10 protein-coding genes are annotated in these 13,304 nt (G+C 66.7%); 9 read left to right on the top strand and 1 reads right to left on the bottom strand.

Annotated elements, in window-relative coordinates:
- Positions 1-2: 2 nt before the first annotated feature.
- The 6 genes from ACO07I_RS06815 (at position 3) to ACO07I_RS06790 (ending at position 7,032) form a co-directional block, all read left to right on the top strand.
- Positions 3-1,475 carry a M81 family metallopeptidase gene (locus tag ACO07I_RS06815; protein WP_422015613.1) on the top strand — a complete coding sequence of 491 codons (1,473 nt, stop codon included), beginning with the start codon at positions 3-5 and terminating at the stop codon, positions 1,473-1,475.
- Between the two features lie 67 nt (positions 1,476-1,542).
- Positions 1,543-3,129: an ABC transporter substrate-binding protein gene (locus ACO07I_RS06810; RefSeq protein WP_422015611.1), complete on the top strand. Its 1,587-nt coding sequence runs from the start codon at positions 1,543-1,545 to the stop codon at positions 3,127-3,129.
- A gap of 67 nt (positions 3,130-3,196) precedes the next feature.
- The gene (locus ACO07I_RS06805; RefSeq protein ID WP_422015609.1) at positions 3,197-4,138 is read left to right on the top strand and encodes an ABC transporter permease; all 942 of its coding nucleotides are present in this window, start codon (positions 3,197-3,199) and stop codon (positions 4,136-4,138) included.
- A gap of 1 nt (position 4,139) precedes the next feature.
- Entirely contained in the window at positions 4,140-5,015 is an 876-nt protein-coding gene (locus tag ACO07I_RS06800; RefSeq protein ID WP_422015607.1) for an ABC transporter permease, read from the top strand.
- Entirely contained in the window at positions 5,012-6,025 is a 1,014-nt protein-coding gene (locus ACO07I_RS06795; RefSeq protein WP_422015605.1) for an ABC transporter ATP-binding protein, read from the top strand. Before ACO07I_RS06800 ends, ACO07I_RS06795 begins: the two co-directional genes overlap by 4 nt.
- Positions 6,022-7,032: an ABC transporter ATP-binding protein gene (locus ACO07I_RS06790; protein ID WP_422015603.1), complete on the top strand. Its 1,011-nt coding sequence runs from the start codon at positions 6,022-6,024 to the stop codon at positions 7,030-7,032. Before ACO07I_RS06795 ends, ACO07I_RS06790 begins: the two co-directional genes overlap by 4 nt.
- Before the next feature lie 21 nt (positions 7,033-7,053).
- Here ACO07I_RS06790 and ACO07I_RS06785 read toward each other — a convergent pair whose 3' ends face one another.
- Positions 7,054-8,250, bottom strand: a complete 1,197-nt coding sequence (locus ACO07I_RS06785) for a pyridoxal-phosphate-dependent aminotransferase family protein (RefSeq protein WP_422015601.1) — start codon at positions 8,248-8,250, stop codon at positions 7,054-7,056.
- A 63-nt stretch (positions 8,251-8,313) separates the two neighbouring features.
- Here ACO07I_RS06785 and ACO07I_RS06780 point away from each other — a divergent pair, with 63 nt between their 5' ends.
- The 3 genes from ACO07I_RS06780 to ACO07I_RS06770 all read left to right on the top strand — a co-directional run bounded on the left by ACO07I_RS06780 (position 8,314) and on the right by ACO07I_RS06770 (position 13,212).
- Positions 8,314-9,009 carry a GntR family transcriptional regulator gene (locus ACO07I_RS06780; RefSeq protein WP_422015599.1) on the top strand — a complete coding sequence of 232 codons (696 nt, stop codon included), beginning with the start codon at positions 8,314-8,316 and terminating at the stop codon, positions 9,007-9,009.
- Complete coding sequence (locus ACO07I_RS06775; protein WP_422015597.1) at positions 9,006-9,998, top strand: Bug family tripartite tricarboxylate transporter substrate binding protein; 993 nt, start codon at positions 9,006-9,008, stop codon at positions 9,996-9,998. The genes ACO07I_RS06780 and ACO07I_RS06775 overlap by 4 nt, the downstream gene beginning before the upstream one ends.
- 286 nt (positions 9,999-10,284) lie before the next feature.
- Positions 10,285-13,212, top strand: coding sequence for an FAD-binding and (Fe-S)-binding domain-containing protein (locus tag ACO07I_RS06770; RefSeq protein ID WP_422015595.1), 2,928 nt, complete (start codon positions 10,285-10,287; stop codon positions 13,210-13,212).
- Positions 13,213-13,304 lie beyond the last annotated feature (92 nt).

Below are 13,304 nucleotides of genomic sequence, written 5' to 3'. Positions count from 1 at the left end.
CCATGCGTCTGTTTGCTGCCACGCTTGCCACCGAGACCAACACCTTCTCCCCCTTGCCGACCAGCCTGGAGAATTTTCGCGAGACGGTATTCTTCCGCCCCGGGCAGCATCCGACCGATGCGCCCCGCATGTGCACCGCGCCTCTCTTCGTTGCGCGTGCCCGTGCCAAGAAAGAGGGCTTCGAGCTGATCGAGGGAAGCTGCTTTGCCGCGAGCCCTGCCGGCACGACCAACCGCGCCGACTACGAGACCATGCGCGACGAGATCCTGGCCCAGCTCGAGGCGGCGTTGCCGGTCGACGGTCTGCTGCTCGGTATGCACGGTGCGATGGTGGCGCACGGCTACGACGACGTCGAAGGCGACATCATCGAGCGCTGCCGCGCGATCGTGGGACCAAAATGCGTGATCGGCGTCGAACTCGACCCGCATTGCCACCTCACGATGAAACGGGTCTCGAACGCCGACATCATGGTGTTCTACAAGGAATTCCCCCACACCGACGTTGTCGATCGCGCCGAGGACCTGCTCGACCTCGTGCTGGCCACGTTGCGCGGCCAGGTGAAGCCGGTCATGTCGGTCTACGATTGCCGGCAGATCCAGAGCTATCCGACGACGATCCAGCCGATGCGCGGCCTCGTGGACCGCATCATGGCGATGGAAGGCAAGGACGGCATCCTGTCCGTCTCGATCGGTCACGGCTTCCCCCATAGCGACGTGCCCGATACCGGCACGCGCGTGCTGGTGATCGCCGATGGCGACAAGAAGAAAGCCGATGCGCTGGCCACGGAGTTGGGTGAGGAACTGGTCGGGCTGCGCGGCAAGACGCGGCCGCAATCTTTCGGCGTCGCCGCGGGAGTCGACGAGGGTGTGGCCTTCAACGACCTGCCGGTGGTCATCGCCGATCCGACCGACAATGCCGGCGGCGGCGCGCCGTCGGACAATACCGACATCCTGAAGTACCTGATCGAGAAGAACGTCGAAAGCGCCTGCCTCGGCCCGATCTGGGACCCGATCGCGGTTCGCATCTGCTTCGACGCCGGCCTCGGCGCCCGGATTGGCCTGCGTTTCGGCGGCAAGATCGCGCCGAGCTCGGGCCAGCCGGTCGATGCCGAGGTCGAGATCGTCGGCCTGAAGCGGGATGCCTGGCAGAGCTTCGGTCCGGCGAAGGGACCGCTGGGCGATTGCGCGGCGGTACGCATTGGCGGCGTCGAGGTCGTCCTGATCACCAAGCGCGCGCAGGCGACCGGGCTGGAGCTGTTCACCAATCTCGGCATCGATCCGACGCAGCGGAAGATCGTGGTCGTGAAGTCGACGAACCATTTCATGGCGGCCTACGGGCCGATCGCCAAGAAAGTGATCTATGTCGAATCGAGCGGCCCGCTGCGCCGGGATCATCGCAAGGTCCCGTACGCAAAGGTGGAGCGCCCGATCTGGCCGCTCGACGAAGACGCCAGGCCGCGGGGCCTGATCTACTAGCCGGGAAGCTGGACAAATCGGAACACTGCTTTGCATACTCTCTGCGGGGAGTAAGGGAGTGTTCAGAATGTTCAACCGAGTCTTCGCGGGCGCGCTCGCGCTGGCGCTGCCCTTCGCCGCGGTCCAGGCGCCGGCACACGCGCAGGAGAAAGTCCTCAAGGCCGTGATGCATGCCGACGTGCGTGTCATCGATCCGGTCTGGACGACCCAGACGATCGCCAACATCCATGGTGCACTGGTCTACGACACGCTGTTCGGCAACGACGCCGACCAGAAGCCGCAGCCCCAGATGGTGGGCAAGTACGAGGTCAGCCCCGACAAGCTCACCTACACCTTCACCCTCCGCGACGGGCTCAAGTTCCACGATGGCTCGCCGGTCACGACCAAGGACGTCATCGCCTCGCTCAAGCGCTGGGGCGCCAAGGACGGCGTCGGCCAGCGCCTGATGGGCTTCGTGACCAAGATGGAGCCGGTCGACGACAAGACCTTCACGATGGTGCTGAAGGAGCCGTACGGCATGGTGCTCGAGTCGCTGGGCAAGAGCAGCAGCTCGATCCCCGCCATCATGCGCGAGAAGGATGCGCTCACCGATCCGCAGACGCAGATCAAGGAAGCGGTGGGCTCCGGCCCCTACCTGTTCGCCAAGGACCAGTGGGTGCCCGGCAGCAAGGCGGTCTACCTCAAGAACAAGGATTACCAGCCGCGGACCGAGGCGCCGTCGTCCTTCGCCGGGGGCAAGGTCCCGGGCGTCGACCGCATCGAGCTGGTCTGGATCTCCGACCCGCAGACGGCGATGTCAGCCCTGGTCAACGGCGAGATCGACTTCTACGAGGCCCCGCCCATCGACTTCCTGCCGATGCTCGAGAAGGCCCGCGGCGTGAAGCTGATGAAGACCGGGAAGATCGACAGCACCCAGGGCTTCATCCGCCTCAACCATCTCCAGCCGCCGTTCGACAACGTGAAGGCCCGGCAGGCGATGTACTACCTGATCAACCAGGAAGATTTCCTGCGCGCCATCGTCGGCAATCCGAAATACTACAAGGTCTGCCCGGCGCTCCTCACCTGCGGCGGTCCGTACGAAAGCGCCGCCGGTCGCGAGTGGATGAAGGAGTACAATCCCAAGAAGGCCCTGCAGCTCCTCAAGGAGGCGGGCTACAAGGGCGAGCCGATCACCGTCCTGTCGGCGACCGATCATGCCACGATCACACCGGCGACCCAGGTGCTCATCCAGGCGATGCGCGAGGCCGGCATCAACGTCGATGCGCAGTCGATGGACTGGGGCTCGGTGGTCACGCGCCGCGCCAAGAAGGATCCGCCGGCCCAGGGCGGCTGGAACATCTTCGTCACGACCTCGGGCGGCGTCGGCTCGGCCAATCCCGTGCTGCACACCTGGATCGGCGCGGCCTGCGAGAAGGGCCTGTTCGGCTGGCCCTGCGACGCCAAGATCGAGGAGCTGCGCAACGCCTTCGGCATGGCGCAGACCGAGGAAGAGCGGAAGAAGATCGCCAACGAGCTGCAGGGCCGAGCGATGGAGCAGGTCGTGTATATTCCGTTCGGGCAATGGGACACGCCGCTCGCCTACCGCGCCGACAAGATCGACGGTATCGTGCCGAACACGGGTCTCGCCGTGCTGTGGGGGATTACCAAGAAATAATGGCGTATCGAGTATGCGTAGCCGTCGCGCGCGGAGGGGCCTTGCCTGAGTTGGGCAAGGCCTCGTCGTGACCGCCTATATCGTCCGCCGCCTCTTCGCCACCCTGCCGGTGATGGCAGTGGTGGCGTTGTTCGTCTTCTTCCTGCTGCGCTTCGCGCCGGGCGATCCGGCGGCGATCATCGCCGGCGAGGATGCGACCGCCGAAGCGATTGCCGCCGTCCGGGCCAAGCTCGGCCTCGACAGGCCGATGGTCGAGCAGCTGTTCGTCTGGACGTCGCAGCTTCTACAAGGGGACATGGGCGTCTCGATCTTTTCGAACATGCCGGTGACGCGCCTGATCGGCCAACGTCTCGAGCCGACCGTGGCGCTCACCCTCTCGACGCTCTTCGTGGCGGTGGCGCTGGCCATTCCCATCGGCGTGGTCGCGGCCTGGAAAGCGCGCAAGCTGGTCGACCGTCTGGTCATGGGCTTTGCCGTGCTGGGCTTTGCCATGCCGGGCTTCGTCCTGGCCTACATCCTGATCTACTTCTTCGCCGTGCAGTGGCAGCTCCTGCCCGTCCAGGGGTACCAGCCGATCCGGGAAGGGCTCTGGCCGTTCGCCGAGAGCCTTATCCTGCCGTCGGTGGCTCTCGGTATCACCTACATGGCGCTGATCGCCCGCATCACGCGCGCATCGATGCTCGAGGTGCTGGCGCAGGACTATATCCGGACGGCCAATTCCAAGGGGCTCGCGACCAATCGTGTTCTGCTGCTGCATGCGCTCAAGAACGCGGCCGTGCCGATCATCACGGTGATCGGCATCGGCATCGCGCTCCTGATCTCGGGCGTGGTCATCACGGAAACCGTGTTCAACATCCCGGGCCTTGGCCGCCTCACCGTGGACGCCGTCCTGAAGCGCGACTATCCGGTGGTGCAGGGGCTGATCCTCGTATTTGCCGGCGCCAAGGTGCTGGTAAACCTGGTGATCGACATCTCCTACGCCTTCCTCGACCCGCGGATCCGGTACTGACATGGCCGTAGTCGCAGGCGATCTCGCCCTGCCGCCCGCCCGGCACTTCTCGCTGTGGAGCGCCATCCGGCGCAATCCCACGATCGCCATCGGCTCGGTGCTGCTGGCGATCCTGATCGTCATGGCGGTCTTCGCGCCGGTCATCGCCACCAACGATCCCTTCAAGATCGCGCCGGTCAACCGGCTGCGGCCGCCGTCGGAGCGCTGGTGGTTCGGAACCGACCAGTTCGGTCGAGACATCTTCTCGCGCACGGTCTACGGCGCCCGCGTATCGCTGCTGGTCGGCCTGTCGGTCGCGGCTTTCGCCAGCATCTTGGGCCTGGCCCTCGGCCTTGCCTGTGGCTACTTCCGCAGGATCGACGCCATCGTCATGCGCATCATGGACGGGCTGATGGCGATTCCGTCGATCCTGCTCGCCATCGCGCTGATCACCCTGGCGCGGCCGGGCCTCGGCATCGTGATCGTCGCCATCGTGATCCCCGAAGTGCCGCGCATCGTGCGGGTGGTGCGTGCGGTCGTGCTGTCGATCCGCTCCCAGCCCTACATCGAGAGCGCCATCGCGGGCGGGACGAAGAACTGGAAGCTGCTCACGCGCCACATCCTGCCCAATACGCTGGCGCCGCTCATCGTCCAGTCGACCTATGTCTGTGCCTCGGCGATGCTGATCGAGGCCAGCCTGAGCTTCCTCGGGGCGGGTGTGCCGCCGGAGGTTCCGAGCTGGGGCAACATCATCGCCCAGGGCCGTACCTTCTTCCAGATCGCGCCGTGGACGATCATGATCCCGGGTGCCTTCCTTGCCGTCACCGTGCTGGCGGTGAACCTCCTGGGCGACGGCCTGCGCGACCGTCTCGACCCGCGCCTGGCGAGGCGGCTGTGAGCGCCGATCCGGCTCCCATCCTCGAGGTCCGAGACCTGCGCACGCAGTTCAGCACCCTCGACGGCGTGGTGCGCGCCGTCGACGGCGTGTCGTTCGACGTGGCCCGCGGCGAGACGCTGGGCATCGTGGGCGAATCGGGCTGCGGCAAGTCGGTGACGGCGATGTCGATCCTGCGGCTGATCCCGCCGGAGACCGGCCGCATCGCTTCGGGTTCGATCAAATTCGAGGGCGAGGAACTCACGACCCTCTCCGAGGAGGAGATGAAGCGGCTGCGCGGTCATCGCATCTCGATGATCTTCCAGGAGCCGATGACCAGCCTCAACCCGGTCCTCACCGTCGGCACCCAGATCGCCGAGAATGTCGTGCGCCATCTCGGTGTTTCCTGGAAGCAGGGGCGCGAGCGGGCCTTCGAGATGCTCGACCTGGTGCGCATCGCCGATGCGCGCCGCCGGCTCGACGAGTATCCGCATCAGCTTTCCGGCGGCATGCGCCAGCGGGTCATGATCGCGATGGCGCTGTCCTGCGACCCGCAGGTGCTGATCGCCGACGAGCCGACGACCGCCCTAGACGTCACAATCCAGGCGCAGATCCTCGACCTGATGATCGAGCTCAAGGAGAAGACGGGCACGGCGATCGTGCTGATCACCCATGATCTCGGCGTCGTGGCCGAGACGACCGAGCGGGTGGTCGTCATGTATGCCGGCCGCAAGGTCGAGCAGGCGACCGTCGAGGCGCTGTTCGAGGAACCGCTGCACCCCTATACGCGCGGCCTGATGCGGGCGATCCCGCGGCTCGACGTCGAAGCCGATGCCGCCGGCACCCGGCCGCGCCTGCAGGAGATCCCGGGCCTCGTGCCGATCCTGACCCAACCGATCATTGGCTGCGCCTTCGCGCCGCGCTGCGGCTTCGCCACCGACCGCTGCCGCAGCGAGAGGCCGCCTCTGATCGATGGCGGGGCTGGCCATCTCGTGGCCTGCTGGGAAGTCGAGCGCGTGCGGAGGGCGGCATGAGCGACGCGCCCGTCCTCCAGGTCGAAGGCTTGGTAAAGCATTTCCCGATCCATGGCGGCCTGCTGCAGCGCCAGGTCGGCGCGGTGAGGGCCGTTGACGGCGTCACTTTCTCGATCCGTCGCGGCGAGACGCTTGGCCTGGTGGGCGAATCGGGCTGCGGCAAGTCCACGATCGGCAAGGTCGTGCTCAAGCTGATCGAGCCGACCGCGGGCAAGATCGTGCTGGCCGGCGAGGACGTGACCGCCCTCAAGCCCGGCGCCATGTGGACCCATCGCCGGCGTATCCAGACGATCTTCCAGGACCCGTACTCCTCGATGAACCCGCGCCTGCCCTCGGGCACGATCGTGGGCGAGCCGCTGGAGAATTTCGGCATCGCCCGCGGCGCCGCGCGCGACGAGCAGGTGGCGCAGCTCTTCCGCCGCGTCGGCCTGCGGCCCGAGGCGATGCGCAAGTACGCCCATGAATTCTCCGGCGGCCAGCGTCAGCGACTGGGCATTGCCAAGGCGCTGTCGGTCAATCCCGACGTGATCGTGGCCGACGAGCCGGTCTCGGCGCTCGACGTCTCGGTGCAGGCGCAGGTGCTGAACCTGCTGATCGACCTGCAGGAAGAATACGGGCTCGCCTATTTGTTCATCAGCCACGACCTCGCGGTCATGCGGCACATCAGCCATCGCATCGCGGTGATGTATCTCGGCCGCATCGTCGAGCTGACCGACAAGCGCACGCTCTTCACGCAGCCGCTGCATCCCTACACCGAGGCCCTGCTGTCGGCCGCGACCGCGCCCGATCCCAAGCGTCGCGGATTGAGGAAAAAGATCGTTCAGGGCGACGTGCCGAGCCCGGCCAAGCCGCCGCCCGGCTGCCACTTCCACACGCGCTGCATCTACGCGACGGCGGAGTGTCGGATGACCGATCCGCCCTTGCTTGAAGTCGCGCCGGGCCACCACGTCGCCTGTCTGCGCCGGCCCGTTGGCGGCGATCCGGGACCCCTCTCGATCCCGGGTTAGTGCCGCAGGTTCGTACCCCCGTCAGGCCGTTCGGGCGCCCGGTGCGGTGTCGCGCAGGTAGGTGAGGGCGGCCTGCGCGCCGCCGGCCTTGTGCGGCACCTTGGCGAGGCCCAGCGCCATCTCGACGCCGGACAGGGTGCCCATCAGCATCAGGTCGTTGAAGTCGCCGAGATGGCCGATGCGGAACACCTTGCCGGCGACCTTGCTGAGGCCCTGGCCGAGCGACATGTTGAAGTTCTCCAGCGCGACCTTGCGGAAGGCGTCGGCATCGTGGCCCTCGGGCATGACGATCGCCGTCAGCGAACCCGAATAGGCCTTGGGGTCGCTGCACAGGATCTCGAGGCCCCAGGCGTTGACGGCCGTGCGCGTCGCCTCGGCATGGCGGGCGTGGCGCGCGAACACCGCGTCGAGCCCTTCCTCCAGCAGCATGTCGCAGGCCTCGTTCAGGCCGTAGAGCAGGTTGGTGGCGGGCGTGTAGGGGAACCAGCCGTTGGCGTTGGCCGCCAGCATCTCGTCCCAGTTCCAGAAGGCCTTCACCATCTTCGAGGCCTTCGACGCCTCGATGGCCTTTTCGCTGACGGCGTTGAAGGAGAGGCCGGGCGGCAGCATCAGGCCCTTCTGCGAGCCCGCCACCGTCACGTCGACGCCCCAGGCATCGTGGCGATAGTCGATCGAGCCGAGCGACGAGATCGTGTCGACCAGCAGCAGGGCGGGGTGCCTGGCGGCGTCGATCGCCTGCCGCACGGCGGAGATGTCGCTCACCACGCCGGTCGAGGTCTCGTTGTGGACGATGCAGACCGCCTTGATGGCGTGTCCCGTGTCTTCCTTCAGACGCTTCTCGATCGCTGCCGGATCGGCCGGCTTGCGCCAGTCTCCGCCCATGAATTCCGATTTGATTCCAAGCTTGTCGGCCATCTTCTTCCAAAGAGAAGCGAAGTGGCCGGTCTCCCACATCAGCACCAGGTCGCCCGGCGACAGGGTGTTCACGAGGGCTGCCTCCCAAGCTCCGGTGCCGGATGCGGGAAAGACGATAACCGGTTGTTTTGTCAGGAAAACCTGGCGGACGGAACGAAGGACCTTCTTTGCCAGCGCGTTGAACTCGGGGCCCCGGTGATCGATCGTCGGATAATCCATCGCGCGAAGAACGCGGTCGGGCACGTTGGTCGGACCAGGAATTTGCAGGAAATGGCGTCCGGCAGGGTGTGAGTTCAGGCGCATCGGGTGGTTCCTCTCAGCTTGGCTGTTGCATTTTGTATACAATATGCCAGAGTGAGTCCAGAGATGGATGGTTCAACCCTGCAGATCGCGCGCTCGACGCTGCCTGAAGCGGCGGCCGAGCGGCTGCGCGCCCTCATCATCGAGGGTGAGCTGGCGCCCGGTGCCAAGCTGAATGAGCGCGAACTCAGCGAACGGTTGGGCGTTTCGCGCACGCCGCTGCGCGAGGCCTTCCGCATGCTGGCGGCCGATGGCCTGCTGGTGCAGTTGCCCAACCGGGGCGCCCAGGTCGTGGCCCTGTCGGCCGCCGACGTGCGGGGCGCCTTCGAGGTGATGGGCGCCCTGGAAGGGCTGGCGGGTGAGCTCGCGGTGACCCGCGTCACGGAGGCCGACGTCGCCGAGCTCCGGGCGCTGCAGGCGGAAATGGAGGCCGCGCATGCCGGCCGGGACCTGCCGAGCTATTACAGAATCAATCGGCTGATCCACGACCGGCTGAACGCGATTGCCGGCAACGCGGTTCTCGAACAGACCTACCGCACGCTCAACGCCCGGCTGCACGCGCTCCGGTTCCGGTCGAACCTCAACCCCGCCAAGTGGGACCAGGCGGTCGCGGAACATCGCGCGATGATCGAGGCGCTTGCGGCGCGGGACGGCGCTGCGCTACGTGACCTGCTCGTCGGGCACCTGCGGGCCAAGCAGCAGGCCGTCCTCGATTCCATGGAAAACCGGAACGACAAGAACCTGCTGGGAGGCAGACCATGACTTCGAACTTCTCGACCTCGCGCCGCAATGCCCTGAAGCTCGGCCTCGCCGCGACCCTGGCGGCGCCCGCCGTAGCCCGTGCCCAGCAGGGCTGGCCGAACGGGCCGATCACCTGGGTCAACCCGTTCCCGGCCGGCGGCGGCACCGACGTCTTCGCCCGCCCGCTGGCGGCGCAGGTGGGCGAGCAGCTCGGCGTGCAGATCCTGATCGACAACAAGGGCGGCGCGGGCGGCACGGTCGGCGCCTCGCAGGCGGCCAAGATGAAGCCCGACGGCCAGACCTTCTTCGTGGGCGCGATCCATCACACGATCGCCCCGTCGGTCTACAAGACCCTCGACTACGATCTCGAGAAGAACTTCGAGCCGATCACCATGATCGCGCTGGTGCCGCAGGTCATCTCGATCAACCCGAACAAGGTGCCCGCGAAGACCGCGGCCGAGTTCATCGCTTACCTGAAGGCCAACCCGAACAAGCTGAACTATGCCTCGGCCGGCACCGGCACGGCGCATCATCTGGCGGGCGAGCTCTTCAAGCTCGAGACCAAGACCGAGATCGTCCACGTGCCCTATCGCGGCGCGGGTCCGGCCATGCAGGACCTGCTGGCCGGCAATGCCGACATGATGTTCGACGGCATGGGCACCTCGGCGCAGCAGATCAAGGCCGGCAAGCTGCGTGGCCTCGCCGTGGCGACGACCGAGCGCGTGCCCGAGTTCCCCGACATGCCGACCGCGGCCGAGATCGGCGTACCGGCCTGGATCGTGTCGACCTGGTACGGGCTTTGGGCGATCAAGGGCACGCCGAAGCCGATCGTCGAGCGCATGTACGCCGAGGTCGTGAAGGCGCTCAAGGCGCCCAAGCTGCAGGCCATCTGGAAGGAACAGCTCGCCCAGACCGGCGGCGAATCGCAGGCCGAGTTCGCCAAGCGCATCCGCACCGAGATAGAGAAGTGGCAGAAGGTCGTCGCGGCGGCCGGCGTCAAGCTCGACTGAGGATGGAGAAACCCACCTCATGATTTCAACGCTCCTCTTTATGCCCTCTCCGCCCGCGTTTCACGCGCGGGGAGGGAGAGGTGGGTCGGATGCGGGAGCGAATGGGGGCGAACGAGATGGCTGAACGACCCGTCATTCAAGGGTCCCTCACTTCGTTCGGGATGACAGCATTTTCAGGGCTGTCGCAGTGCGCTGACGCAGGAAACCATGTCATCCCGAACGAAGTGAGGGACCTTTCGCTTCACCTTCTTGCGGCCAGTGTCCGCGCTCTGGGATCGCCTCGGATATGAGCAAGCTCGAACAGAATCTGCGGCGCAGCCTCAAGGGGGAGGTCCTGTTCGACCGGGCCTCGCGCGGGCGCTATTCGACCGACGCCTCGATCTACCAGATCGAGCCGGTGGGCGTGGTGATCCCGCGCGACGAGGCCGACCTGGCTTTGGCTGTCGACGTGGCGCGCGACGCCAAGGCGGCGATCCTGCCGCGCGGCGCCGGCACGTCGCAGTGCGGCCAGACGGTGGGCGAGGCGCTGGTCATCGACTGTTCGAAGTACCTGCGCGAGGTGGTGGGCTTCGACAAGGCCAAGCGGCAGGTGACGGTCCAGCCCGGCATCGTGCTCGACCATCTCAACGCGTGGCTGAAGCCGCACGGTCTCTGGTACCCGGTCGATGTCTCGACCTCGGCGCAGTGCACCGTGGGCGGAATGGCCGGCAACAATTCCTGCGGCTCGCGCTCGATCCGCTACGGCAACATGGTGCACAACGTGGCCTCGATCGACGCGCTGCTGGCCAACGGCCAGCGTGCCCGCTTCGGCTCGACGCGCCCGGAGGACATGCCTGCCGGCGTGCGCGCCATCGCCGACAAGGTGGCGGAGCTGGCCTTCGCCGAGCGCGCCGAGATCGAGCGCATGTATCCGCACGTGCTGCGCCGGGTCGGCGGCTACAATCTCGACATCTTCTTCCCGCAGTCGGAACGGCCCTACACGACCGACAATTCGGTGAACCTGGCGCACCTGCTGGTCGGCAGCGAGGGGACGCTGGCGGTGACCGAGCGGCTCACGCTCAACCTGGCGCCAGTCCCGAAGCACAAGACGCTGGGCGTCGTGAATTTTCCCAGCTTCTACAAGGCGATGGACAGCGCCCAGCACATCGTGAAGCTGAAGCCGGCCGCCGTGGAGCTGGTCGACCGCACGATGATCGAGCTGGCGCGCGCCAATCCCGCCTTCCGGCCGGTGATCGAGCGGGCGCTGATCGGCCAGCCCGAGGCCATCCTGCTGGTCGAGTTCGCGGGCGAGGAGCGCGAGGACCAGTTGCGCGACCTCGCGCGGCTCGTCGAACTGATGGCCGATCTCGGTATGCCGGGCAGTGTCGTGGAGATGCCCGAGCCCAGGCCGCAGTCGGAACTGTGGGAAGTCCGCAAGGCCGGCCTCAACATCATGATGTCGATGAAGGGCGATGGTAAGCCGGTCTCCTTCATCGAGGACTGCGCCGTTCCGCTCGAACATCTCGCCGATTACACGCAGCGCCTGACCGACGTGTTCGGCAAGCACGGCACGCGGGGCACCTGGTACGCCCATGCTTCGGTCGGCACCTTGCACGTGCGGCCGATCCTCGACATGCGCCGCGACGGTGCGGAGAAGATGCGGGCGATCGCCGAGGAGGCCTCGGCGCTGGTGCGCGAGTACAAGGGCGCCTTCTCGGGCGAGCATGGCGACGGGCTGGTGCGCTCGGAATGGGTGGCGTGGCAGTTCGGGCCGCGGCTCACCAAGGCGTTCGAGACGGTCAAGGACCTGTTCGACCCCGAGAACATGCTGAACCCCGGCAAGATCGTGCGGCCCTCGCGCATGGACGACCGCTCGCTGTTCCGCTTCAAGCCGGGATACGAGTCGCTCAAGTATGAGCCGGCGCTCGACTGGTCGGCCTGGAACGTACAGACCGATCCGGTCACCGAGATCTCGACCGCGCCCGGCACCGGCGGCGATCTTGCCGGCGGCTTCGCGAAGGCCGCGGAGATGTGCAACAACAACGGCCATTGCCGGAAGTTCGACGCCGGCACCATGTGTCCGTCCTTCCGCGTGACGCGCGACGAGAAGCATCTGACCCGCGGCCGGGCCAATACGCTCCGCCTGGCGCTGTCCGGCCAACTCGGCTCGGAGGGTTTGCGCTCCGATGCGGTCGCGGCGGCGATGGACCTTTGCGTGAGCTGCAAGGGCTGCAAGCGCGACTGCCCGACCGGCGTCGACATGGCGCGCATGAAGATCGAGGTGAAGGCGGCGCGCCGCATGGCCAAGGGACTGAGCTGGCGCGACCGGCTGATCGGCGCCACGTCGTCGATGGCGCCATGGGCGCGCCGCATGCCCTGGCTGTTCAACGCGGCCTGGTTCGTGCAGTCCTACCTGGGCTTCGCCAAGCAGCGCCGCCTGCCGCAGTGGCGCGGCGACACGTTCCTGTCGACCACCGAAGTCGACGACAACGACGCCACCGTCGTGATCTTCGCCGACACCTTCTCGAACAATTTCGAGCCCGAGATTCTGCACGCCGCCCGCCGGGTGCTGACCGCCGCCGGCCATCGCGTCGCCGTCGCCTGGCCGACCTTGGGCGCACCGGCTCTGTGCTGCGGCCGCACCTATCTGGCGACCGGCCAGGTCGAGCGGGCGAGGGGCGAGGCGCTGCGCACCCTGAACGCGCTCCGACCCTTCGCGCAGAAGGGTGTGCCGATCATTGGTCTCGAGCCGTCCTGCCTGTTCACCCTGCGCGATGAATTCCTGGCGCTCGGCTTCGGCGAGGAGGCCGAGCAGGTCGCCGCCCACGCGATGCTGTTCGAGGAATTCCTCGCGCGCGAGAAAAAAGCGGGACGTCTCGACCTGGCGCTCCAGCCGCTGTCGGAGAAGAAGGCGCTCCTGCATGGCCACTGCCACCAGAAGGCCTTCGGTGCCATGAGTGCCGTGCAGGAGGTGCTTTCGCTCGTGCCCGATCTCGCGGTGACGCCCATCGAGTCGAGCTGCTGCGGCATGGCCGGCAGCTTCGGTTACGAGGCCGAGCACTACGAGACATCGATCGCCATGGCCGAGCTGTCGCTGCTGCCGGCGGTACGCAAGGCCGATGCGGGAACCCTCGTCGTGGCCGACGGTACCTCGTGCCGCCACCAGATCGCCGACGGGTCCGACCGTCAGGCGATACACGTGGCACAGGTGCTCGAGCGCGCGCTGGCTGCCTGACCCAATTGCGGCGCGGGCGGCCCTGTGGCACGGTCCGCGGCCTATGAGAAATCCAAGAAATCCCTATTCCAGCGCCGAAATCGACCGTGCCA

The sequence above is a fragment of the Reyranella sp. genome (genome assembly GCF_965227665.1).
In the GTDB taxonomy this organism is placed as follows: domain Bacteria; phylum Pseudomonadota; class Alphaproteobacteria; order Reyranellales; family Reyranellaceae; genus Reyranella.
The sequence above is the reverse complement of the archived record's forward strand: the minus strand, read 5'-3'. Positions and strand labels throughout refer to the sequence as shown.

Excerpts from the sequence above, each read along its gene's own strand:
- ACO07I_RS06775 (WP_422015597.1), top strand. The coding sequence starts at position 9,006 with ATGACTTCGAACTTCTCGACCTCGCGCCGCAATGCCCTGAAGCTCGGC.
- ACO07I_RS06810 (WP_422015611.1), top strand. The coding sequence starts at position 1,543 with ATGTTCAACCGAGTCTTCGCGGGCGCGCTCGCGCTGGCGCTGCCCTTC.
- ACO07I_RS06770 (WP_422015595.1), top strand. The coding sequence starts at position 10,285 with ATGAGCAAGCTCGAACAGAATCTGCGGCGCAGCCTCAAGGGGGAGGTC.
- ACO07I_RS06815 (WP_422015613.1), top strand. The coding sequence starts at position 3 with ATGCGTCTGTTTGCTGCCACGCTTGCCACCGAGACCAACACCTTCTCC.
- ACO07I_RS06790 (WP_422015603.1), top strand. The coding sequence starts at position 6,022 with ATGAGCGACGCGCCCGTCCTCCAGGTCGAAGGCTTGGTAAAGCATTTC.
- ACO07I_RS06785 (WP_422015601.1), bottom strand. The coding sequence starts at position 8,250 with ATGCGCCTGAACTCACACCCTGCCGGACGCCATTTCCTGCAAATTCCT.
- ACO07I_RS06800 (WP_422015607.1), top strand. The coding sequence starts at position 4,140 with ATGGCCGTAGTCGCAGGCGATCTCGCCCTGCCGCCCGCCCGGCACTTC.
- ACO07I_RS06780 (WP_422015599.1), top strand. The coding sequence starts at position 8,314 with ATGGATGGTTCAACCCTGCAGATCGCGCGCTCGACGCTGCCTGAAGCG.